The sequence below is a fragment of the Mycobacterium sp. 1274756.6 genome, from assembly GCF_001668625.1.
Lineage (GTDB): Bacteria > Actinomycetota > Actinomycetes > Mycobacteriales > Mycobacteriaceae > Mycobacterium.
Genome location: NZ_LZLJ01000001.1, coordinates 34,906 through 58,048, shown reverse-complemented (window position 1 = coordinate 58,048; position 23,143 = coordinate 34,906). Strand labels below are relative to the sequence as shown.

Below are 23,143 nucleotides of genomic sequence, written 5' to 3'. Positions count from 1 at the left end.
AACCCGGAAGCTAAGCCTGCCAGCGCCGATGATACTACCCAACCCGGGTGGAAAAGTAGGACACCGCCGAACACACATTGACGAAATGCCCCCCGAGAAATCGGGGGGCATTTCGCTTTTCGTCGCCACGGGCGCCAGCACCGCCACGATGCGATATCGCAGTGGCGCGGCGCCATCGGCTCTAGCCTTGGCGGATGGACTACGACTACGACGTGCTGGTGATCGGCTCGGGCTTCGGCGGCAGCGTCGCCGCGCTACGGCTCACCGAGAAGGGCTACCGCGTCGGGGTGCTCGACATGGGCAAGCGTTGGCTGCCCAGTGACTTCCCGCCCAACAATTGGCATGTGCGCAAAGCGATGTGGGCGCCGAAGCTGGGGTGCTTCGGGCCGCAGCGGCTCACCGTGCTGGGCAAGACGTTCATCGCCAGCGCGGTCGGCGTCGGCGGCGGATCGCTGATCTACGGCAACACCCTCTACCGGCCGCTGGAGAAGTTCTACACCGATCCGCAGTGGGCGCACATCACCGACTGGCGCAGCGAACTCGCGCCCTACTACGACCAGGCCCACCGCATGCTGGGGGTGACCCCCACCCCGCACACCACCCCGGCCGACGAGATCCTGCTGGCGGTGGCCCGCGACCTGGGGGTCGAGGACACCTATCACCCGACCGACGTGGGGGTGTTCTTCGGCGACGAGCCCGGCAAGACCGTCGACGACCCGTTCTTCGGCGGCGCCGGCCCGGCCCGCGCCGGGTGCATCGGCTGCGCACAGTGCTTCACCGGCTGCCCGCACAACGCCAAGAACACCACCGAGACCAACTACCTGTACCTGGCCGAGCACGCCGGCGCCCAGATCCATCCGCTGACCATGGTGACCGACGTGCGGCCGCGACCGGACGGCGAGGGCTACCTGGTTTCCACGGTGCGCACCGGCCGGTGGTTCGCCAAACGCCGACGGGACTTCACCGCCCGCCAGGTGGTCTTCGCCGCGGCCTCGCTGGGCACCCAGCGCCTGCTGCACAAACTGCGCGACAGCGGCTCGCTGCCGCACCTGTCCGCCCGGTTGGGGGAATTGACCCGCACCAACTCCGAGGAGGTGCCGGTGGTGCTCGCCCCCGATCGCGACGACTTCGCCCAAGGCGTGGCGATCACCTCCTCGATCCACCCCGAGGCCAACACCCACGTGGAGGTGTGCCGCTACGGCAAGGGCTCCAACCTGCTGTCGATGATGGGCACCCACCTCGTCGACGGCGGGCCGTGGCGGTTCGCCCGGCTGCTGTGGGCCATCGCGGCGCATCCGTGGCTATTCTTCCGCAGCCTGTTCCCGCGCCGCGCCTCGGAGCATTCGATCATCATCCTGGTGATGCAGTCGCTGGACAACTCGCTGACCACCTACCTCAAACGGGGCTTGCTCGGCCGGCGGATGACCACCAAACAGGGTGTCGGAGAACCGAACCCAGACTGGATACCGATCGCGCACGACATCGCCCGGCGGATGGCGGAGAAGGTCGACGGGTACGCCGGCGGCACCTACCTCGATGCGCTCAACATCCCGCTGACCGCCCACTTCATCGGCGGCTGCCCGATCGGCGACTCCCCGGACACCGGGGTCATCGACCCCTACCAGCGGGTCTACGGCCATCCCGGCCTGCACGTCGCCGACGGCTCGGCGATCACCGCCAACCTCGGGGTCAACCCGTCGTTCACGATCACCGCGCAGGCCGAGCGGGCGATGGCGTTCTGGCCCAACAACGGCGACCCCGACCCGCGCCCGGCACTCGGCGCGCCCTACCGCCGCATCACCCCGGTGCAGCCCCGCCGTCCGACCGTGCCGGCGAGCGCACCCGGGGCGCTGCGACTGCCACTGACTCCCGCCTGAGCGCGCCGACTGAGGCACAATCGACAACTATGCGGGTATTGCTGACCGGTGGAACCGGATTCGTGGGCGGCTGGACCGCCAAAGCCATCGCCGACGCCGGCCATGACGTGCGATTTCTGGTGCGCACGCCGGCCAAGCTGGAGACCACGGTCGCCCGGCTCGGCGTGGATGTCTCCGACTACGCCGTCGCCGACATCACCGACCGCGCGGCGGTGCGCGCGGCGATGGCGGGTTGCGACGCCCTGGTGCACAGCGCCGCGTTGGTGGCCACCGACCCGCGGGAGACCGCGCACATGTTGCAGACCAACATGGGTGGCGCGCAGAACGTGCTCGGTCAGGCCGTCGAGCTGGGACTCGACCCGATCGTGCACGTCTCCAGCTTCACCGCCCTGTTCCGCCCCGATCTGAACACCCTCTCCGCGGACCTGCCGGTCGTCGGCGGCAGCGACGGCTACGGCCAGTCCAAGGCCCAGGTGGAGATCTACGCGCGCGGGCTGCAGGACGCCGGCGCGCCGGTCAACATCACCTACCCGGGCATGGTGCTGGGCCCGCCGGTCGGCGACCAGTACGGAGAGGCCGGCGAGGGGGTGCGGGCGGCGCTGCAGATGCGGGTGATCCCCGGCCGTGGGGCCGCCTGGCTGATCGTCGACGCCCGCGACCTGGCCGCGCTGCACGCCGCGCTGCTCGAGCCGGGGCGTGGGCCGCGCCGCTACATGGCCGGCGGCCAGCGGGTGCCCGCCGCCGAGCTGGCCACCATGCTCGGCGATGCGGCCGGGATCGCGATGTTCACCCTGCCGATCCCCGACATCGCGCTGCGCACCCTGGGCACGGTCATGGACCGCGCCGAGGAGTTCCTGCCGGTGCGCACCCCGTTCACCGCGGCCGGCATGCAGTACTACACCCAGATGCCGGCCTCCGACGACACCCCGAGCGAACGGGAGCTGCACATCGCCTACCGCGACGCCGCGACCACGATCGCCGACACGGTCGCGTCGCTGGAGGGCTAATCCACCGGCGGCCGGTGCTCGGGACCACCCTCGGCGCCCGGCTCCTCACCGGGCGGCGGCTGGGTTCGTTTGAGCCAGTCACGCAACCGGAACAGCTGGTCGCTGATGATGCCGACGGCGACCAGCACCAGGATCACGACGATGACGGTGGTGGTCACGGCTCCCATCGTGCCAGCTGAGCGGGTCCGGTTCAGCCGAACAGCGCCTCCTGCTCACGTTCGCGCTCCAGCTCCAGCAGGAACCGTTTCCGTTCGAGGCCGCCGCCGTAGCCGGTCAGCGCGCCGTTGGCCCCGACCACCCGGTGACACGGCACGATGATCGAGATCGGGTTGTGGCCGTTGGCCAACCCGACGGCCCGCGAGGCGGCCGGCGCGCCGATCTGCGCGGCGATCTGACCGTAGGTGACCGTCCGGCCGTACGGGATGGCCTGCAACGCCGCCCAGACCCGCCGCTGAAACTCGGTGCCCGCCAAGCCGATCTGCACATCGAAGGTGGTGAGCTCACCGGCGAAGTAGGCGGTGAGCTGCTCGACGACGGCGCCGAACGCGTCGTCGGCACGCACCCAGGCCGCGCGGTCGGGTTCGTGGGTCTGGTCGACCATGCGCAGGTGCTGCAGTGTGTCACCGGTGCCGGCCAGGGTGAGCGGACCGATCGGGCTGTCGATCGTGCGGTAACGGATCACGCGACCTCCTCAGGGGGCCATTGGTTGACGGAGTGGTCCAATGCGGTCCACAGGTGCTGGGTGGCGTAGGAGCGCCAGGGCCGCCACGCCATGCTGCGTTGGGTCAACGCGCGGGGGGCGTCGGGTAATCCGAGTTTGCGCGCCGCGACCCGGACCCCCAGGTCGGTGGCCGGGAAGGCGTCCGGATCGCCCAGGCCGCGCATCGCGATGATCTCCGCGGACCACGGGCCGATGCCGGGCAGCTCCAGCAGCCGCAGGCGGGCCCGCTGCCAGTCGCAGCCGGCGTCGAGCACCACGCTGCCGTCGGCGAGGGCGGCGATCAGCGCCCGCACGGTGTGCCGGCGCGCGCCGGGCAGCGCCAGCCGGTCCGGGTCGATGCCGGCCAGCTCGTCGACGGCGGGAAAGGTGTGGGTGAGCGCGCCGTCCGGGTCGTCGAGGCGCCGGCCGTAGTCGGCGACCAACCGGGCGGTGTGGGTGCGGGCGGCTTTCATCGACACCTGCTGGCCCAGCACCACCCGGATCGCCAGCTCGGCCTCGTCGACGGTGCGCGGGATGCGCTGGCCGGGTGCGGCGCCGACCAACGCGGCCAGCTGCGGGTCCCGGCCGAGATCGCCGACCACGGCCTGCGGGTCGGCGTCGAGGTCCAGCAGCCGCCGGCAGCGCGCGATCGCGGTGGCGACGTCGCGGAAATCCGCGACCCGCAACCGGCAGGCGACGTGGTCGGCGGCCGGTCGCAGGGCCACGGTCCCGGCACCGTGCGGCAGCCGCAGGCTGCGGCGGAACCAGCCGTCGCGGACCTCCTCGCAGCCGGGTACCGCGGCGGCGGCCAGGTGCCCGAACACCCCGGTATAGGCGAACGGCGCGCGCACCGCCAGCCGGATCGCCAAAGTCTCGGTGGCCGCGGCCACCGGGGCCCGGCCGGACCGCCGCGCCGACGCGCGCAGCGCCGACGGGGTCGCCCGGCAGACCTCGCGCACCGTGTCGTTGAACTGACGGATGCTGGCGAACCCGGCGGCGAAGGCGACGTCGGCCAACGGCAACTCGGTGGTCTCGATCAACACCCGGGCGGTCTGGGTGCGCTGGGCGCGGGCCAACCCGAGCGGACCGGCCCCCACCTCGCTGCGCAACAGCCGCTGCAGATGACGTGGGGTGTAGCCGAGCCGGGCGGCCAGCCCGTCGACGCCGTCGCGCTCCACGGTGCCGTCGGCGATGAGCCGCATCGCGCGGGCCACGACGTCGCCGCGCGAGTTCCACTGCGGCGAGCCCGGCGCGGCGTCGGGCCGGCAGCGCTTGCAGGGCCGGAACCCGGCGCGCTGCGCGGCGGCGGCGGTGGGGTAGAAGCCGACGTTGTCCGCCCGGGGCGACGGCGCCGGGCAGCTGGGCCGGCAGTACACGCCGGTGGTGCGCACCGCGGTGACGAACCAGCCGTCGAACCGGGTGTCGCGGGACCGCACCGCCCGGTAGCAGCGGTCGAAGTCGTCGTGCACGTCCTCCACACTGGCACGGCCGCCGCCCCGGCACTAGCGGGAATCCGACATCACAGTCCGCGGCGGGCGGTCGCGGCCGGATAAGCTTCCCGACCGTGACCGATCTGGTGCAGACCTACCTCGACCGGATTCTGGCCGAACACGAGTCGCTCACCGACGGCGCGCTGGCCGACTACATCCCCGAGCTCGCCGCGGTCGACCCGACCGGTTTCGGGCTGGCGCTGTCCTCCTCGGACGGCTACGTCTACCGCTGCGGCGACGCCGACACCGAGTTCACCATCCAGTCGGTCTCCAAACCGTTCACCTATGCGCTGGCGCTGCAGAAGATCGGCGCGCCCGCGGTGGACGCCCGCATCGGGGTGGAGCCCTCCGGGGAGGCGTTCAACGAGATCAGCGTCGACGACGAGACCAAGGCGCCGAAGAACCCGATGATCAACGCCGGGGCGATCACCGCGATCTCGCTGATCCCGGCCGCCACCCCCGACGCGCGCTTCGCGCTGATCCGGGATTTCTTCTCCGCCTGCGCCGGCCGCCCGCTGGAGGTCGACGAGGCGGTGTATCAGTCCGAGCGCACCGCGGGCAGCCGCAACCGGGCCATCGCCTACATGCTGGACAGCTTCGGGGTGCTCGACGGCGACCCCGACGAGGTGCTCGACGTCTACTACCGGCAGTGCGCGCTGAAGGTCACCAGCACCGACCTGGCCCGAATGGGCGCCACCCTGGCGCGCACCGGGCTCAACCCGCTGACCGGGCGGCGGGTGATCGATCCGGCGGTGGTGCGCCGCACGCTCAGCGTCATGCTGACCTGCGGGATGTACGACGCGGCGGGAGACTGGGTCAGTGCGGTCGGCATGCCCGCCAAGAGCGGCGTGGGCGGCGGCATCGTGGCGGTGCTGCCCGGCCAGTTGGGCATCGGGGTGTACTCGCCGCGGCTGGGCCCGAAGGGCAACAGCGTGCGCGGGGTGCGGGTGTGCCGCAGCCTCTCGGCGCAGCTGGGCCTGCACTTCCTCAACGTCACCCGCGAGTCGCGCTCGACGCTGCGGTCGGTCTCCGACGTCGGCGACGGCGTGCGGGTCTACGAGGTGCACGGTGACCTGCTGTTCGCCGGCGCCGAGCAGGTGACGCGCACCGCCCAGCGCCAGCACGAGGAGTACACCGCGGCGATCTTCGACGTCTCCCGCGTCGACGACATCAACGACGCGGCCCGCACCCTGCTGGCCGGGCTGGCCGCGACCCTGCAGACGGTGGGCAAACACGGGTTCCTCGTCGACCCGGACGGCGTGGTCCTGGCGCGGGACTCCGCGCACCGCGCCGCGGTCTACGACACCGTCGAGGAGGCGGTCGCCGCGGCGCACAGCTGGCTGGCCACCCGGCGGGTCGCCGCCGACGAGTAGCTCAGCAGGGCGTGTCTACCGCCAGGAGTTGGCGTACCCGATCAGCCGCTCACCGGTGGGCGTGCGTTCGATCAGCGCGATATCGGTTCGGCCGGATTGGTTCAGCAGCCACTTCATCCCATCGAGGTGGAACCGGCGCTGGGGCACCACGAACCGGAACGGCAGATCGGTCAGCACCTGACCGGGCCGGACCGGGTGCGGGGTGGCCGGTTTGCCGAGAATCGATTCCGGCTCGACGCCCGGGCGCACCCGCAGACCGATCTCGAGAGTGCCGGGTTCGCGGCCGGCGGTGTAGATGATCCCGGCGATGCTGTCCCACTTGACTCCACCGACATGGTTGTCGTTGCCCTCGAAGAGGATGGACTTGACCATCACGAAAACGATCGGCGTGATGAAGACGGCCATACTGACGCCCAGCACCGCGAACGCGATCATGTCCTTACCCGGCAACGCCTCCATCGCCGGTGCCAAGAATGCGCCGAACCCGGCCAACACCGCAAAGCCGCAGAGCAACCCCACCGGCGCCGCCACCAACTGACCCAGCGCCCCGAACCGCTTCGTGATCCGGTAGTTCACCCGCTTTCCCAGGATGCCGCTGGCCCAGCCAGCCAATCCGCTCACGGCGACGGCGATGACCAGCAGCACCAACCAGCCCGACCCGATCATCGGCTTACCGTCGTTGGCCACGTTCCACAGCGCCACCACAGCCACCGCGGCCACGATCAGTGTGAGGAACGCAACGGTGGACGCCGCAGCGGCCGGCTTGACCGCGGCCGCCCTGGCCGCCGCGGCCTGCTCTGAGCTGACCGGCTGTAGCGAATATCGCACGGCCCCATCCGTCCTGTCGGCGATCGATGCGCGATCACCGTAACGTGCTGCGCACGGATTGACCGCTGCGAGCGGCCACCTACCGATCGCTGGGCGAGGCGCTGACCGCGGCCGAGGCCTGGCTGACCGGGCAGCGCTAACAGGGCGTGGCGAGCTGGATCGGCGCGTCGTAGCCGCGCAGCGTCACCGTGTCACCGGCCGACCAGTGCGCCTGCTCCCGCTGGCCGGCGGCGGCCACCGTCGACGCGCTCGCCAGCAGCCGGCACGGCACCGTCTTGGCCAGCTCGCACAGCCGGGCCGCCTCGTTGACCGGCTCGCCGATCACGGTGTACTCGAAGCGTTCCCGCGCACCGATGTTGCCGGCCACCGCCTGGCCGGAAGCCACCCCGATCCCGGCCTGGCAGGCCGGCACCTCGGCGCGCAGCCGGTGCAGGATGGCGCGGGCGGCGGCCAGCGCGTTCTCCTCAGGCCGGTCGAGGGCGACCGGCGCCCCGAAGACGGCCAGGGTGGCGTCGCCCTCGAATTTGTTCACCAGACCGTGGTGCCGGTCCACCTCGTCGACGACCACACTGAAGAACCGGTTGAGCAGCGTGACCACCTCGGTGGCCGGACGGCTGGTGATCAGCTCGGTCGACCCGATGATGTCGACGAACACCACCGCGATGTGGCGCTCTTCACCGCCGAGTTCGGGCAGTTCGGCGCGGGCCGCGGCCGCGGCCACCTCCCGGCCCACATGCCTGCCGAACAGGTCACGCAGCCGTTCGCGCTCCCGCAGGCCGCTGACCATGGCGTTGAACCCGCGCTGCAGTTCCCCCAGTTCGGTGCCGTCGAACACCACGACGGTGGCGTCCAGGTCGCCCTGCTCGACCCGGCGCATCGCGGTGCTCACCGCCCGCACCGGGGTCGCGGTCAGCCACGCCAGGATCCACATCAGCACCGAGCCGATCACCAGCGCGATCCCGGAGAGCAGGATGACCGCCCAGGCGAACTGGGTCTTGTTCAGGTTGTGCAACAGCAGCACGAACCAGGCCGTCAGCGCCGTGCCCACCACCGGCACCCCCGAGCCCAGCAGCCACACCATCATGGTGCGGTCCATGATGCGGGTGGCGAAGCGGCCGCGCGGCGGGCCGGCCGCCAGCGCCTCGGCGGCCACCGGGCGCAGCGCGAACTCGGTGAGCAGGTAGCAGGCGGTGGCCACCACCACGCCGCTGAACAGGATCGAGAACAGCACCTGCGGGATGAACAGGGTGTTGACCCAGCCGTAGAGCGTCGTCAGCAGCGCCGTGCCCAGCAGCCACAACGCCAGGGCGCTGCGCGCCACCCGCCACGGCGCCGCGGCGATGTCGTGCTGGTCGGCGCGGTCGGGCACGCGTTCCTCGATCGCCCAGCGCAGCCGCTGGACGGTGCGCCAGGTGATCCAGAAGGTGCCGGAGACCAGCGCGAAGCCGACGTAGGCCGGCGCCACCGCGAACGTCAGCCACTTCGGCGCGTCGGCGAACACGCTGGGCACCGGGAAGACGAAGCCGACCAGCAGCAGCGCCACGCCGATCCCCAGCAGGTTCGCGGCGACGATGAACACGGTCAGGATGCCCTGGATGCGCACCCGGCGGCGGGTCTGGCTCTCGGTGACGTTGCCGAGCAGCCAGGAGCCGAACTCCGGGGTGTTGGAGACCCGGCTGCTCTGCCGGGTGAGCTTCTCCAGCAGTCGGCCCAGGCGCTGCGCCATGCGTGAATTACCGCTCATCGTGGACCAGCCTATGGGTCGGCGCCGCGGCCCCCCTAGGGTGGACCGGGTGCGCCTCGTGATCGCCTCGTGCACCGTCGACTATCTGGGCCGGCTCACCTCGCACCTGCCGTCCGCGCGGCGGCTGCTGCTGATCAAGGCCGACGGCTCGGTGAGCATCCACGCCGACGACCGGGCCTACAAGCCGCTGAACTGGATGAGCCCGCCGTGCCGGCTGACCGAGGAGACCGTCGACGACGCGACGGTCTGGGTGGTGGAGAACAAGGCCGGCGAGCAGCTGCGGATCACCATCGAGGAGATCGAGCACGACTCGGAGCATCACCTCGGTGTGGACCCGGGCCTGGTCAAAGACGGTGTCGAGGCGCATCTGCAGGAGCTGCTCGCCGAGCACGTCGGGTTGCTCGGGGAGGGCTACACGCTGGTGCGCCGGGAGTATATGACCGCGATCGGGCCGGTGGACCTGCTCTGCCGCGACCCGCAGGGCGGTTCGGTGGCCGTGGAGGTCAAGCGCCGCGGGGAGATCGACGGAGTCGAGCAGCTGACCCGGTATCTGGAGCTGCTCAACCGGGACAGCCTGCTCGCCCCGGTGCGCGGTGTGTTCGCCGCCCAGCAGATCAAACCGCAGGCCCGCACCCTGGCCGAGGATCGCGGCATCCGTTGCCTGACACTGGATTACGACACCATGCGCGGCATGGACAGCAACGAATACCGACTGTTCTGAAGCCGACCACCTCTTAGACTGGCGGGATGCCCCGTCGACGTCCCCGCCGGCCGCCGCCGCTTCCGGCGCCGGAGGAGACCGGACCCGACGGGCGTCCCTACCGGGTGCGGCCGGTGCCCGCGGCGCGGGCGGTCAAAACCTACCGCTGCCCGGGCTGCGACCACGAGATCCGCTCCGGCACCGCGCACGTGGTGGCCTGGCCCAGCGATGCGGGGGAGAGCGGTTTGGATGACCGGCGGCACTGGCACACGCCGTGCTGGGCCAACCGCGCCAACCGCGGCCCGACCCGGCGGTGGTCCTAGCCGGCCGTCCCGGTCGGCTTAAGTGCCGGGCGGGTCCAGTGCCGGGCGGGTTCAGTGCCCGGCGGGTTCGACCAGCTCGACCAGCACCCCGCCGGCGTCCTTGGGGTGGATGAAGTTGATCCGCGAGTTCGCGGTGCCGCGGCGCGGGGCGTCGTAGAGCAACCGCACACCCTGCTCGTCGAGCCGTTCGCTGAGCGTGTCGATGTCGCTGACCCGGTAGGCCAGCTGCTGCAGGCCGGGGCCGCGCTTGTCCAGGAACTTCGCGATCGTCGAGGAGTCGTCGATGGGCGCCATCAGCTGGATCTGCACACTGCCGACCGGGGCGCCGCGCACCGCGAGCATCGCCTCGACGATGCCCTGCTCGTCGTTGACCTCCTCGTGCAGCACGATCATGCCGAGGTGGTCGTGGTACCACTTCTTGGCGGCCTCCAGGTCGGGCACCGCGATGCCGACGTGGTCGATGGCGGTCACCAGCGCGCTGGCGAGGACCGGGCGGGCATCAACCTGTTCGGTGGTCATAACATAACGGTAACCTGGCGGGGATGACCGTGCCGCGGGAACCCCACGGTTTCACCCCGATCCATTCCCTGGAGGTAGCTATGACGACGTCGGTGATCGTTGCTGGCGCACGCACGCCGGTCGGTCGGCTGATGGGTTCGCTGGCCGGTTTCTCCGGCTCCGACCTGGGCGCGCTCGCGATCGCCGGCGCGCTGGAGAAGGCCAAGGTGCCGGCCGCGCTGGTCGAGTACGTGATCATGGGCCAGGTGCTCACCGCCGGCGCCGGGCAGATGCCGGCCCGGCAGGCGGCGGTGGCCGCGGGCATCGGCTGGGACGTGCCCGCGCTGACCATCAACAAGATGTGCCTGTCGGGGATCGACTCCATCGCGCTGGCCGACCAGCTGATCCGGGCCGGGGAGTTCGACGTGGTGGTGGCCGGCGGCCAGGAGTCCATGTCGCAGGCTCCGCACCTGCTGATCGGCAGCCGGGCCGGCTACAAGTACGGCGACGTGACGGTGCGCGACCACCTGGCCTACGACGGGCTGCACGACGTGTTCACCGACCAGCCGATGGGCGGTCTGACCGAGCAGCGCAACGACGTCGATCAGTTCACCCGCGCCGAGCAGGACGAGTTCGCCGCCGGCTCGCACCAGAAGGCCGCGGCGGCGTGGAAGGACGGCGTCTTCGCCGACGAGGTCGTGCCCGTCCAGATCCCGCAGCGCAAGGGCGATCCGGTGGAGTTCACCGAGGACGAGGGGATCCGGGCCAACACCACCGCCGAGTCGCTGGCCGGGCTGAAGCCGGCGTTCCGCAAGGACGGCACCATCACCGCCGGGTCCTCCTCACAGATCTCCGACGGCGCGGCCGCGGTGGTGGTGATGAGCAAGGCGAAGGCCGAAGAACTCGGGCTGGAGTGGCTGGCCGAGATCGGCGCGCACGGCGTGGTGGCCGGCCCGGACTCCACCCTGCAGTCCCAGCCGGCCAACGCGATCAACAAGGCGCTCGCGCGGGAGGGCATCGGCGTCGACCGGCTCGACGTGGTCGAGATCAACGAGGCGTTCGCCGCGGTCGCGCTGGCCTCCACCCGCGAGCTCGGCGTGGACCCCGAGATCGTCAACCGCAGCGGCGGCGCGATCGCGATCGGCCACCCGATCGGCATGTCCGGCGCCCGCATCACCCTGCACGCCGCCCTGGAGCTCAAGCGGCGCGGCGGGGACTACGCGGTGGCCGCGCTCTGCGGTGCCGGCGGGCAGGGCGACGCGCTGATCCTGCGGGCCGGCTGACCCGGTCCCGCACCGCGGCGCCCGGCCGGCCGAGTTTGCTGACCGGGCCCGCAAACCGGTGTTGTGATGTTGCTCATAATCCGGCGGGCGGGGTGTTCCACGGCCGGTCCGGCGGCCCCCGAGCGCGGTCGCGCCGATGTGTCAGACTTGAAGCCGTGACCCGTCCGCAACCTCCGATTTCCCCCGCGATGGCCGGGGCGGTCGACCTGTCCGCCCTCAAGCAGCGTCCGCAGTCCGGCGAGGCCCCCGCCGGCGTCGGCACCGAGATCACCGAGGCCAACTTCCAGCAGGAGGTGCTGGCCCGGTCCAACCAGGTCCCGGTGGTGGTGCTGCTGTGGTCGCCGCGCAGCGCGGCCTGCGTCGAGTTGGGCCAGACCCTGGCCGCGCTGGCCGAGTCCGCCGCGGGCCGGTGGGCGCTGGCGTCGGTCAACGTCGACGCCGAGCCGCGGCTGGCCCAGAGCTTCGGGGCGGAGGCAGTGCCGACCGTCCTGGCGATCGGCGCCGGGCAGCCGCTCACCGGGTTCCAGGGCGTCCAGCCGGCCGAGGAGCTGCGCGGCTGGCTGGATTCGTTGCTGCAGGCGGTCGCCGGCAAGCTCGACGGGGTGCCCGGCGAGCCCGCGGCCGAGGAGCCGCCGGTGGATCCGGCGGTGGCGCGCGCCCGCGAGCACCTCGACGCCGGCGACTTCGACGCCGCCCGGCAGGCCTACCAAGCCATCCTGGACGAGAACCCGGCCCACGACGAGGCCAAGGGCGCGGTGCGCCAGATCGCGTTCGTGCAGCGCGCCAGCGGGCGGGCCCCCGACGCGGTCGTCGTCGCCGACGCCGCCCCCGACGACATCGAGGCGGCGCTGGCCGCCGCTGACGTCCAACTGCTCCATCAGGACGCCGCCGGCGCCTTCGACCGGCTGATCGCGCTGGTGCGCCGCACCGCCGGGGACGACCGGGCCAGCGTGCGCGCCCGGCTGGTCGAGCTGTTCGAGCTGTTCGACCCGGCCGATCCGGTGGTGATCAGCGCGCGGCGCAACCTGGCCAACGCGCTGTACTGACCCAGCCGGCTCAGCGCGTCGGCGCCGGCTCCAGCCACAGCGCCGACAGCGGGGGCAGCACCATCACCGCCGAGGCGGGCCGGCCGTGCCACGGGGTCTCCTCGGCCCGCACCGCCCCCAGGTTGCCGATCCCGCCGCCGCGATAGTCGACGGCATCGGTGTTGAGCACCTCGCGCCAGCAGCCGGGGTGCGGCAGGCCCAGCCGGTAGGAGCTGTGCTCGGTGCCGGCGAAGTTGAACACGCAGGCCAGCACCGACCCGTCGGCGCCGTAGCGCAGGAAACTGAGCACGTTGTTGGCGGAGTCGTTGGCGTCGATCCAGGAGTAGCCGGCCGGGTCGGTGTCCCGGCTCCACAGCGCGGGGCGGGCGCGATAGCCGGCGTTGAGATCGTCGACCAGGCGCAGGATCCCCGCGGAGTAGCCGTCGGGCTCCCGGTCGGCGTCGAGCTGGAACCAGTCCACGCCGCGCTGCTCGGACCATTCGGCGCGCTGGCCGAACTCCTGGCCCATGAACAGCAGCTGCTTGCCGGGATGCGACCACTGGTAGGCCAGCAGGGTGCGCACCCCGGCGGCCTTGGCGTGGTCGTCGCCGGGCATCCGGCTCCACAGCGTGCCCTTGCCGTGCACCACCTCGTCGTGGCTGATCGGCAGCACGAAGTTCTCGCTGTAGGCGTAGAGCATCGAGAACGTCATCTCGTGGTGGTGGTAGCTGCGGTGCACCGGGTCGTGGCCCAGATAGTCCAGGGTGTCGTGCATCCAGCCCATGTTCCATTTCATCGAGAAGCCCAGCCCGCCCAGGTCGGTGGTGCGGGTCACCCCCGGCCAGGACGTCGACTCCTCGGCGATGGTCACCGCCCCGGGCACCAGCTTGTGCACGGTGGCGTTCATCTCCTGCAGGAACTGCACCGCCTCGAGGTTCTCCCGGCCGCCGTGGATGTTGGGCGTCCAGCCCCCGGCCGGGCGGGAGTAGTCCAGGTACAGCATGGAGGCCACCGCGTCCACCCGCAGCCCGTCGACGTGGAACTCCTGTAACCAGTACAGCGCGTTGGCGACCAGGAAGTTACGCACCTCCGGCCGGCCGAAGTCGAAAACGTAAGTGCCCCAGTCGAGTTGTTCCCCGCGACGGGGGTCGGCGTGCTCGTACAGCGCGGTGCCGTCGAACCGGCCCAGCGCCCAGGCGTCCTTGGGGAAGTGCGCGGGCACCCAGTCCACCAGCACCCCGATGCCGGCGCGGTGCAGCGCGTCGACCAGCGCGCGGAACTCGTCGGGGCTGCCGAACCGGGCGGTGGGCGCGTAGTAGGAGGTCACCTGGTATCCCCACGAGCCGCCGAACGGGTGCTCGGCGACCGGCAGCAACTCCACATGGGTGAAGCCGTGGGCCACCACGTAGTCGGTGAGTTCGCGGGCCAACTGCCGGTAGTCCAGGCCCGGCCGCCACGAGCCCAGGTGGACCTCGTAGACGCTCATCGCGGCGGTGACCGGGTCGGTGCGGGCGCGCCGGGCCATCCACTCCTCGTCGCGCCAGCGGTAACTGCTGGCGGTGACCCGGGAGGCGGTCTGCGGCGGGACCTCGGTGGCGAACGCGAACGGGTCGGCCCGGTCGACGACGCTGCCGTCGGCGCCGTGCACCCGGAACTTGTAGAGCCCGTCGGCGGGGAAGCCCGGCCAGAACAGCTCCCACACCCCGGAGGAGCCCAGCGCCCGCAGCGGCGCCAGCCGTCCCGACCAGCCGTCGAAGTCGCCGATCAGGCTCACCCCGCGGGCGTTGGGCGCCCACACCGCGAACGCCACCCCGTCGACGGTGCCGTCGGCGGTGGTGTAGGAGCGCGGGTGCGCGCCGAGCACCTCCCAGAGCCGTTCGTGGCGGCCCTCGTTGAACAGGTGCAGGTCGATCTCGCCGAGCGTGGGCAGGAACCGGTAGGCGTCGGCGACCGGGGCGGACTCGGCGGTGTCGCCCGGATAGCGCACGACCAGCCGGTAGTCCAGCAGCCCGGTGAACGGCAGTGCGACGGCGAACAGCCCGGAGTCCAGGTGCGCCAGCTCGAAGCGGTCACCGCCGACGAGCACGGCGACGCGCTCGGCGTGCGGGCGCAGCACCCGGATCACGGTCTGCCCACCGATTTCGTGGGCGCCGAGCACCGCGTGCGGGTCGTGGTGCACACCGTCGAGCAGGCGCGCCAGCTCGCGCGGGTCGGGGGTCAGTGCGGAGGTTGTGGTCATCGTGCGCCTCAGCTCCGTCGGGCCAGTCGTGATCGGGCCGGCTCGGGCACCGACGGCATCCGCACGATGTGAGCCACCGCGTGCCCGGGATCCAGCCGCACGTAGTTGGCCGCGCCCCAGTAGTAGTCCTCGCCGGTGACCTCCTCGTGCACCCAGAACTGCTCGTCGGAGGCGCGGCCCAGCGCGCCCATGTCCAGCCACAGCGTGCCCTGCTCGGGTCCGAACGGGTTCAGCGTCACCACCACCAGCACGGTGTCGCCGGTGGCCGGGTCGAACTTGCTGTAGGCCAGCAGGGCGTCGTTGTCGATGTGGTGGAAGGCGATCGTGCGCAGCTGCTGCAACGCCGGGTGGTTGCGCCGGATCTCGTTGAGCCGGGCCAAAAACGGCTCGAGTGAGCGGCCCGCCTCGCGGGCGGCGGCGAAGTCGCGGGGACGCAGCTGGTATTTCTCCGAGTCCAGGTACTCCTCGCTGCCCTCGGCCACGGCGCGGTCCTCGAACAGCTCGAAGCCGGAGTAGACCCCCCACGCCGGGCCGAGGGTGGCGGCCAGCACGGCGCGGATCGCGAACATCCCCGGCCCGCCGTGCTGCAGGCTGGCGTGCAGGATGTCGGGGGTGTTGACGAACAGGTTCGGCCGCCGGAAGTCGGCGAACCGGGCGATCTCCGCGGCGAACTCGATGAGCTCGCTCTTGCCGGTACGCCAGGTGAAGTAGCTGTAGGACTGGGTGAACCCGAGTTTGGCCAGCCCGTACTGGCGCGCCGGCGGGGTGAACGCCTCGGAGAGGAACAGCACGTCGGGGTCGGTGGCTTTGACCTCCGCGATCAGCGCCGCCCAGAAGTCCGGCGGTTTGGTGTGCGGGTTGTCGACCCGGAAGATGCGCACGCCGTGGCCGATCCAGTGCCGCACCACCCGCAGCACCTCGGCGAACAGTCCGGCCGGATCCCGGTCGAAGTTCAGCGGATAGATGTCCTGGTACTTCTTCGGCGGGTTCTCCGCGTAGGCGATGGTGCCGTCGGGCTGTTCGGTGAACCACTCGCGGTGCGCACCGACCCACGGGTGGTCCGGGGCGCACTGCAACGCCAGGTCCAGCGCCACCTGCAGGTCCAGCTCGGTCGCGGCGGCGACGAACGCGTCGAAGTCGGCGAGGGTGCCCAGGTCGGGGTGGACCGCGTCGTGGCCGCCCTCGTCGCTGCCGATCGCCCACGGCGAGCCGACGTCGCCGGGCCGGGCGGTGCGGGAGTTGTTGGGGCCCTTGCGGTTCACCTTGCCGATCGGGTGGATCGGCGGCAGGTAGACGATGTCGAAGCCCATCGCGGCGATCCGCGGCAGGGCGGCCGCGGCGGTGGCGAAGGTGCCGTGCACCGGCACGCCGTCGGCGTCCCAGCCGCCGGTGGAGCGCGGAAACATCTCGTACCAGGCGCCGAAGCCGGCCAGCGGCCGGTCCACCCACACGCTCAGTTCGGGTCCGGCGGTGACCAGTTCGCGCAGCGGGTGACGGTGCAGCAGGTCGGCGACGGCCTCGCTCAGCGCCGGCGCGGCGCGCGCGGCCGGCTCGCCGGGCGAGCGCAGCGCCTCGGCGGCCGCGCTCAACGCGGCGCGCAGCCGGCGCGGCACCGCGGCCGCGGCCCGCTCGAACAGCTCCGCCCCGGCCCACAGGTCGTTGGCCAGATCGGTTTCGCCCTGCCCGGCGTCCAGTTTGGCGGTCACGTCGTGACGCCAGGTGGCGATCGGGTCGCGCCAGCCCTCCACCCGGAACGACCACAGCCCGGTGCGGTCGGGCCGGAATTCGCCGTGCTGGACGAACGGTTCGTCGCCCGGGGTCATCGGCAGGCACTGTTCGCTCTCGGCGGTCGACCGGGTGGGATCGGCGCCCGGGCGCGGGTAGCGCTGCCCGGGGTAGCGCACCACCAGGGTGGCGGCGACGGTGGCGTGGCCGTCGGCCCAGACGCTGGCCCGCACCGGCACCACCTCGCCGGTCACCGCCTTGGCGGGGTAGCGGCCGCAGGAGACGATCGGCCGCACGTCGTCGATCTCGACTCGACCGGCCACCGGCGTCCTCCGTCCGTTTTCCGTCGCCGCGCCGCGACGCGTGCGTCTCCTCACACCGTAGTGTCCTGTCCGGGCCGCCTGTCGTCAGTAAGCTAACGACGCGTGAAAGCCCTGCGCCGATTCAGTGTCCGTGCCCACCTGCCTGACCGGCTGGCTGCCCTCGATGAGCTCTCGGTAAACCTGCGCTGGTCGTGGGAGAAGCCGACCAAGGACCTGTTCGCGGCGATCGACCCGGAGCTGTGGGAGCGCTGCGGGCACGACCCGGTGGCGCTGCTGGGCTCGGTGAAGCCGGGCCGGCTGGACGAATTGGCCACCGACCAGGCGTTCACCGCCCGGCTCGACGCGATCGCCGCCGACCTGCGCGACTACCTGAGCCGGCCGCTGTGGTACCAGCAGCAACAGCAGGCCGGCGCCGCCCTGCCGGCCGGGATCGCCTACTTCTCGATGGAGTTCGGGGTGGCCGAGGTGCTGCCGAACTACTCCGGCGGGCTGGGCATCCTCGCCGGTGACCACCTCAAATCCGCTTCGGATCTGGGGGTGCCGCTGATCGGGGTGGGGCTGTACTACCGGTCGGGGTACTTCCGGCAGTCGCTGACCGCCGACGGCTGGCAGCGCGAGACCTACCCGCCGCTGGACCCCCAAGGGCTGCCGCTGCGGCTGCTCACCGGCGCCACCGGCGCCCCGGTGCTGGTCGAGGTGGCGCTGCCCGACACCGCCCGGCTGCGCGCCCGGGTGTGGGTGGCCCAGGTCGGCCGGGTGCCGCTGCTGCTGTTGGACTCCGACATACCGGAGAACCCGCACGTGCTGCGCGGGGTCACCGACCGGCTCTACGGCGGCGACCAGGAGCACCGGATCCGCCAGGAGATCCTGGCCGGGGTCGGCGGGACCCGCGCGGTGCGCGCCTACACCGCGCTGACGGGCCTGCCCGCCCCGGAGGTGTTCCACATGAACGAGGGCCACGCCGGGTTCCTGGGCCTGGAGCGCATCCGGGAGCTGGTCACCGAGTCCGGGCTGGACTTCGACAGCGCCCTGACCGTGGTGCGCGCCTCGACCCTGTTCACCACCCACACCCCGGTGCCCGCCGGCATCGACCGATTCCCGGTGGAGCTGGTGCAGCGCTATTTCACCGACGCCGGCGACAACGCGATGTTGCCCGGGGTGCCCGCGGAGCGGGTACTGGCGCTGGGCGCTGAGGACGACCCGGCGATGTTCAACATGGCGCACCTGGGGCTGCGGCTGGCGCAGCGCGCCAACGGGGTGTCGCTGCTGCACGGGCGGGTCAGCCGGGCCATGTTCAACGACCTGTGGCCGGGCTTCGACCGCGACGAGGTGCCGATCGGCTCGATCACCAACGGGGTGCACGCGCCGACCTGGGCGGCCCCGCAGTGGCTGACGCTGGGCCGTCAGCTGGCCGGCTCGGACTCGCTGAGCGAACCGGCGGTGTGGCAGCGGCTGCAGCAGGTCGACGCCGGCCAGCTGTGGTGGATCCGCTCGCAGCTGCGCGCCCAGCTGGTGGCCGACATCCGGGCGCGGCTGCGCCGGTCGTGGCTGGATCGCGGCGCCTCGGAGGCCGAGCTCGGCTGGATCGCGACCGCGTTCGACCCTGACGTGCTCACGATCGGGTTCGCCCGCCGGGTGCCGACCTACAAGCGGCTGACGTTGATGCTGCGCGACGCCGAGCGGCTCGAGCGGCTGCTGCTCGACGAGCAGCGCCCGGTGCAGCTGATCGTCGCGGGCAAGTCCCACCCGGCCGACGACGGCGGCAAGGCCCTCATCCAGCAGGTGGTGCAGTTCGCCGACCGCCCGGAGGTGCGGCACCGGATCGCGTTCCTGCCCGACTACGACATGTCGATGGCGCGGCGGCTGTACTGGGGCTGCGACGTGTGGCTGAACAACCCGCTGCGGCCGCTGGAGGCGTGCGGCACCTCGGGGATGAAAAGCGCCCTCAACGGCGGGTTGAACCTCTCGATCCGCGACGGCTGGTGGGACGAGTGGTTCGACGGTGAGAACGGCTGGGAGATCCCCACCGCCGACGGGGTCGCCGAGGAGGAGCGCCGCGACGACCTGGAGGCCGGCGCCCTCTACGACCTGCTGGAGCAGGCGGTGACGCCGAAGTTCTACGACCGCGACCGCAACGGTGTGCCGGCGCGCTGGATCGAGATGGTGCGCCACACCCTGCAGACGCTGGGCCCGAAGGTGCTGGCCTCCCGCATGGTGCGGGAGTACGTCGAGAACTACTACACCCCCGCGGCGCACGCACTGCGCGCCGTCGTCGGCGCCGACGGGCAGTTCGGGCCGGCCCGCGACGTCACCGACTACCGCCGCCGGGTCGAGGCGGCCTGGCCGCGGCTGTCGATCACCGATGTGGACGCCTCCGGCCTGCCCGACACCCCGGTGCTGGGCGCGGAGCTGACCCTGACCGCCACCGTGCACCTCGACGGCCTAGCGCCGGACCAGGTGCAGGTGCAGGCGGTGCTGGGCCGCGTCGACGCCGGCGATGTGCTGGTGGAGCCGGTGCCGACGGCCATGACCCACGTCGGCGGCGGGGACGGCCAGGAGACGTTCCGCGCCACCATCGCGTTGCCGCTGGCCGGACCGGTCGGCTACACCGTGCGGGTGCTGCCGCAGCATCCGATGCTGGCCGACAGCGCCGAGTTGGGGCTGGTCACCCTGGCGTAGCGGGGTCGCGCAGCCGGGTCAGGGCGGCCTTGACCGTGGCCGGGTCGGTGCTCACCCAGAACGGCGGCAGCGAGGCCCGCAGATACCCGCCGTAGCGGGCGGTGGCCATCCGCGAGTCGAGCACGGCGACCACGCCGCGGTCCTCGACACCGCGCAGCAGCCGGCCCGCGCCCTGGGCCAGCAGCAGCGCGGCGTGCCCGGCGGCCACGGTGAGGAAGCCGTTGCCGCCGTGGGCGGTGACCGCGCGCTGCCGGGCGCTGAGCAGCGGGTCGTCGGGGCGGGGGAACGGGATCCGGTCGATGAGCACCAGCGACAGCGACCGGCCGGGCACGTCGACGCCCTGCCACAGCGACAGGGTGCCGAACAGCGAGGTGGCCTCGTCGGCGGCGAACTTCTCCACCAGCGCGGAGGTGGTGTCCTCGCCCTGGCAGAGCACCGGGGTGTCGAGCCGGTCGGCCAGCGCGTCGGCGGCCGCCCGCGCCGCCCGCATCGAGGAGAACAGCCCCAGGGTTCGCCCGCCGGCGGCGGTGATCAGCTCGGCCATCTCGGTGAGCTGTTCGGCCGAGCCGCCGGCCTCCCGCCCGGGCGGGGGCAGGTGGGCGGCCAGGTAGAGGATGCCGGCTTTGGCGTGCTCGAACGGGGAGCCGACGTCCACCCCGACCCAGCGCGGGGCGTCGTCGGCGCCGGCGCCGTCCTCCGCGCCGGCCAGTCCCCAGCCGCGGGCCATCGCGTCGAACGAGCCGCCGACGGTCAGGGTGGCCGAGGTCAGCACCGTGGTGGCGCGGCTGAACAGCCGGGTGCGCAGGGTGTCGGCCACCGCCAGCGGGGCGATGCGCAGCACCGCGCCGCGGGTCTCCTCCGGGTCGACCCAGACCACGTCGGTGCGCTCGGTGATCGCCGGTTCGAACGAGGCCAGCACCCGCGCGGCGACCTCGGCGATCTCGCCGAGCGCGGCCGCGGCCTCGATCCGGGCGGCGGCGGCCCGCGGGTCGGTCGGTCCGGTGTCGATGGCCGCGCGGGCCGCGCCCGCGGCGTCGCGCAGCGCCGCGAGGTGGGTGGCCAGTTCCTCGTCGAGGAAGTCCATCCGGCCCGGCCGGTCGCCGCCGACGTCGTGGAGCACCGAGGCGAACGTGGTGGCGGCGGCCTCCAGCCGCTGCAGCGGCTCCGGGCCGATCAGCCGGGACACCCGGCGGGTGGCGGCGGTCAGCGCCGGTGCGGTGAGCTCGCCGGTGGCCGCCGCGGTGACCCGGTCGACCAGCGCGTGCGCCTCGTCGACGACCAGCAGGTGGTGGTCGGGCAGCACGGCGTGGTCGCCGAGGGCGCCGATGGCCAGCAGCGCGTGGTTGGTGACGACGATGTCGGCGGTGCCGGCCCGCGCCCGGGCGTGCTCGGCGAAACAGTCGGCCGACAGCGGGCAGCGGGCCGCGCCGAGGCACTCCCGCGCGGCGACGCTGACCTGCCGCCACGACCGGTCGGGCACCCCGGGGCGCAGATCGTCGCGGTCGCCGGTGTCGGTGGTCTCCGCCCAGGCGGTGAGCCGCTGCACGTCGCGGCCCAGCGCGCTGGCCGCGGCCGGGTTGAACAGTTCCTCCTGCGGCAGCTCCTCGTCGGTGGCGCCGTTGTGGATCTTGTTGAGGCACAGGTAGTTCCGTCGCCCCTTGAGCAGCGCGAACCGCGGTGGGCGGGGCAGCGCTTCACCGAGCGCCTCGGCCAGTCGGGGCAGGTCCCGGTCGACCAGCTGACGTTGCAGAGCGATCGTGGCCGTGGAGACCACCACCGGGGAGTCCCGGGTGACCGCGCTGGCGATGGCGGGCACCAGATAGGCCAGCGATTTGCCGGTGCCGGTGCCGGCCTGCACCGCCAGGTGTTCGCCGCTGTCGACGGCGTGGGCCACCGCCTCGGCCATCGCGAGCTGGCCCGGCCGGTGGCTGCCGCCGACGGCTGCCACCGCGGTCGCCAGCAGGTCCGCTACCTTCACCCGCCGGTCCGCACGGTCGGGATCGCCGGCTCCCCGGCGGAGAGCTTGAGCCCCTCCCAGGGCAGCGACCGCAGCCCGGCGGCCACCCGGTCCCGCGCGCTGGCGAGGGTGGCGGCGCTCACCGCCTCGCCGCCGCGCACCAGCGGCACGGTCAGCGGGCGGGCGTGCTCGGCGGCGGGTGGGCGGCCGGCCGGGTGCACGATCTCCTCGGTGACGGTGCCGCTGGCCCGCGCCAGCCGGGTGCCCTGTTTGTGGCCGCCCTCGGAGCGTTTGCGGGTGCTGCGTTTCTGCACCGGGACGCCGTCGACCTCGACGAGTTTGTAGACCATGCCGGCCGCCGGCGCGCCGGAGCCGGTGACCAGGGCGGTGCCCACGCCGTAGCTGTCGACCGGGTCGGCGCGCAGCTCGGCGATGGCGTACTCGTCGAGGTCGCCGGAGACCACGATGCGGGTGGCGGTGGCGCCGAGCCGGTCGAGCTGGTCGCGGGCCTGCCGGGCCAGCACCCCCAGGTCACCGGAGTCGATGCGGATGGCACCGATCTCGGGGCCGGCCACCCCGACCGCGTTGGCGATCCCGGCGGTCACGTCGTAGGTGTCGACCAGCAGGGTGGTGTCGGTGCCCAGGGCGGCGACCTGGGCGCGGAACGCGGCCCGTTCGTCGGGCACCGGTGCGCCGTCGTGGCAGCCGGTGTGCAGCAGGGTGAACGAGTGCGCGCTGGTGCCCGCCGCCGGGATCGCGTAGCGGCGGTGGGCGGCCAGGTTGGAGCTGGCGGTGAACCCGGCCAGGTAGGCGGCGCGGGCGGCGGCGACCGCCGCCTTCTCGTGGGTGCGCCGCGAGCCCATCTCGATCAGCGGGCGGCCCGCGGCCGCGACCACCATGCGGGCGGCGGCGGAGGCGACCGCGCAGTCGTGGTTGAACACCGACAGCGCCAGGGTCTCCAGCACCACGCCCTCGGCGAAACTGCCGTGCACCGACAGCACCGGGGAGCCGGGGAAGTACAGCTCGCCCTCGGGGTAGCCGTCGATGTCGCCGCGGAACCGGAACTCGGCCAGGTAGTCCAGGGTGGCGGGGTCGAGGAAGCCGGCCAGGGCGGTGAGCTCCGGCTCGCCGAACCGGAACCGGGGCAACAGCTCCAGCAGCCGCCCGGTGCCGGCCACCACCCCGTAGCGGCGCCCGTAGGGCAGCCGCCGGGCGAACAGTTCGAAGGTGGTGCGCCGCCGGGCGGTGCCGTCGGCCAGCGCCGCAGCGAGCATGGTCAGCTCGTATTTGTCGGTGAGCAGGCCCGCGGCGGCCGAGTCGGTCACACCGCTACGGTATCGGCTGCGCCGGTGGCGGGCCTCGCTATCCTGGG

At 72.5% G+C, this 23,143-nt stretch carries 17 protein-coding genes and 1 pseudogene; 8 read left to right on the top strand and 10 right to left on the bottom strand.

All coding sequences use genetic code 11. From position 1 onward, the window contains the following. The first annotated feature begins 194 nt into the window (after positions 1-194). Together A5643_RS00265 and A5643_RS00260 are read left to right on the top strand one after the other, a co-directional pair. Positions 195-1,877: a GMC oxidoreductase gene (locus A5643_RS00265; protein ID WP_066851018.1), complete on the top strand. Its 1,683-nt coding sequence runs from the start codon at positions 195-197 to the stop codon at positions 1,875-1,877. Positions 1,878-1,906: 29 nt separating this feature from the next. Beyond that, a complete protein-coding gene (locus A5643_RS00260) occupies positions 1,907-2,884 on the top strand; it encodes an SDR family NAD(P)-dependent oxidoreductase (protein ID WP_066851017.1) in 978 nt (325 codons plus the stop codon). Here the strand turns inward: A5643_RS00260 and A5643_RS17925 are convergent. From A5643_RS17925 to A5643_RS00250, 3 genes are read right to left on the bottom strand one after another with little or no spacing between them, the layout of a single operon-like run. After that, positions 2,881-3,042 carry a hypothetical protein gene (locus A5643_RS17925; protein WP_197497604.1) on the bottom strand — a complete coding sequence of 54 codons (162 nt, stop codon included), beginning with the start codon at positions 3,040-3,042 and terminating at the stop codon, positions 2,881-2,883. The genes A5643_RS00260 and A5643_RS17925 overlap by 4 nt on opposite strands. A gap of 32 nt (positions 3,043-3,074) precedes the next feature. Beyond that, entirely contained in the window at positions 3,075-3,566 is a 492-nt protein-coding gene (locus tag A5643_RS00255) for a methylated-DNA--[protein]-cysteine S-methyltransferase (RefSeq protein ID WP_066851016.1), read from the bottom strand. After that, entirely contained in the window at positions 3,563-5,053 is a 1,491-nt protein-coding gene (locus tag A5643_RS00250) for a DNA-3-methyladenine glycosylase 2 family protein (protein WP_066851023.1), read from the bottom strand. Before A5643_RS00250 ends, A5643_RS00255 begins: the two co-directional genes overlap by 4 nt. A gap of 95 nt (positions 5,054-5,148) precedes the next feature. On the opposite strand from A5643_RS00250, the gene glsA reads away from it, so the two are divergent. After that, positions 5,149-6,447, top strand: a complete 1,299-nt coding sequence (glsA, locus tag A5643_RS00245) for a glutaminase A (RefSeq protein ID WP_066851015.1) — start codon at positions 5,149-5,151, stop codon at positions 6,445-6,447. 15 nt (positions 6,448-6,462) lie between these two features. Here the strand turns inward: glsA and A5643_RS00240 are convergent, their stop codons facing one another. Both A5643_RS00240 and A5643_RS00235 read right to left on the bottom strand, forming a co-directional pair. Continuing rightward, entirely contained in the window at positions 6,463-7,275 is an 813-nt protein-coding gene (locus A5643_RS00240) for a hypothetical protein (protein WP_066851014.1), read from the bottom strand. A 136-nt stretch (positions 7,276-7,411) separates the two neighbouring features. Then, positions 7,412-9,019, bottom strand: coding sequence for an adenylate/guanylate cyclase domain-containing protein (locus tag A5643_RS00235; RefSeq protein ID WP_066851013.1), 1,608 nt, complete (start codon positions 9,017-9,019; stop codon positions 7,412-7,414). Positions 9,020-9,068: 49 nt separating this feature from the next. On the opposite strand from A5643_RS00235, the gene nucS reads away from it, so the two are divergent. Together nucS and A5643_RS00225 are read left to right on the top strand one after the other, a co-directional pair. Next, positions 9,069-9,740, top strand: a complete 672-nt coding sequence (gene nucS, locus A5643_RS00230; protein ID WP_066851022.1) for an endonuclease NucS — start codon at positions 9,069-9,071, stop codon at positions 9,738-9,740. Between the two features lie 26 nt (positions 9,741-9,766). Beyond that, the gene (locus tag A5643_RS00225) at positions 9,767-10,042 is read left to right on the top strand and encodes an Rv1322 family protein (protein ID WP_066851012.1); all 276 of its coding nucleotides are present in this window, start codon (positions 9,767-9,769) and stop codon (positions 10,040-10,042) included. 51 nt (positions 10,043-10,093) lie between these two features. Here A5643_RS00225 and mce read toward each other — a convergent pair whose 3' ends face one another. After that, a complete protein-coding gene (mce, locus tag A5643_RS00220; RefSeq protein ID WP_066851011.1) occupies positions 10,094-10,561 on the bottom strand; it encodes a methylmalonyl-CoA epimerase in 468 nt (155 codons plus the stop codon). Positions 10,562-10,641: 80 nt separating this feature from the next. Between mce and A5643_RS00215 the strand changes: the two genes are divergently transcribed. Continuing rightward, positions 10,642-11,823: an acetyl-CoA C-acetyltransferase gene (locus tag A5643_RS00215; protein WP_066851010.1), complete on the top strand. Its 1,182-nt coding sequence runs from the start codon at positions 10,642-10,644 to the stop codon at positions 11,821-11,823. Positions 11,824-11,978: 155 nt separating this feature from the next. Further along, positions 11,979-12,869, top strand: coding sequence for a tetratricopeptide repeat protein (locus A5643_RS00210; protein ID WP_082948619.1), 891 nt, complete (start codon positions 11,979-11,981; stop codon positions 12,867-12,869). A gap of 10 nt (positions 12,870-12,879) precedes the next feature. On the opposite strand, the gene glgB is transcribed toward A5643_RS00210, so the two are convergent. Both glgB and A5643_RS00200 read right to left on the bottom strand, forming a co-directional pair. Then, entirely contained in the window at positions 12,880-15,087 is a 2,208-nt protein-coding gene (gene glgB, locus A5643_RS00205) for a 1,4-alpha-glucan branching protein GlgB (RefSeq protein WP_066851008.1), read from the bottom strand. A gap of 8 nt (positions 15,088-15,095) precedes the next feature. After that, positions 15,096-17,135 carry a maltotransferase domain-containing protein gene (locus A5643_RS00200; protein ID WP_066851007.1) on the bottom strand — a complete coding sequence of 680 codons (2,040 nt, stop codon included), beginning with the start codon at positions 17,133-17,135 and terminating at the stop codon, positions 15,096-15,098. A gap of 102 nt (positions 17,136-17,237) precedes the next feature. On the opposite strand from A5643_RS00200, the gene A5643_RS00195 reads away from it, so the two are divergent. Next, complete coding sequence (locus A5643_RS00195) at positions 17,238-19,814, top strand: glycosyltransferase family 1 protein (protein ID WP_066851006.1); 2,577 nt, start codon at positions 17,238-17,240, stop codon at positions 19,812-19,814. Here the strand turns inward: A5643_RS00195 and A5643_RS00190 are convergent. Both A5643_RS00190 and A5643_RS00185 read right to left on the bottom strand, forming a co-directional pair. Further along, positions 19,801-21,792, bottom strand: coding sequence for an ATP-dependent DNA helicase (locus tag A5643_RS00190; protein WP_066851005.1), 1,992 nt, complete (start codon positions 21,790-21,792; stop codon positions 19,801-19,803). The genes A5643_RS00195 and A5643_RS00190 overlap by 14 nt on opposite strands. Then, positions 21,789-23,130, bottom strand: a pseudogene (locus A5643_RS00185) (nicotinate phosphoribosyltransferase); the annotation flags it as partial. The pseudogene A5643_RS00185 and the gene A5643_RS00190, both read right to left, overlap by 4 nt. Positions 23,131-23,143: the final 13 nt, after the last annotated feature.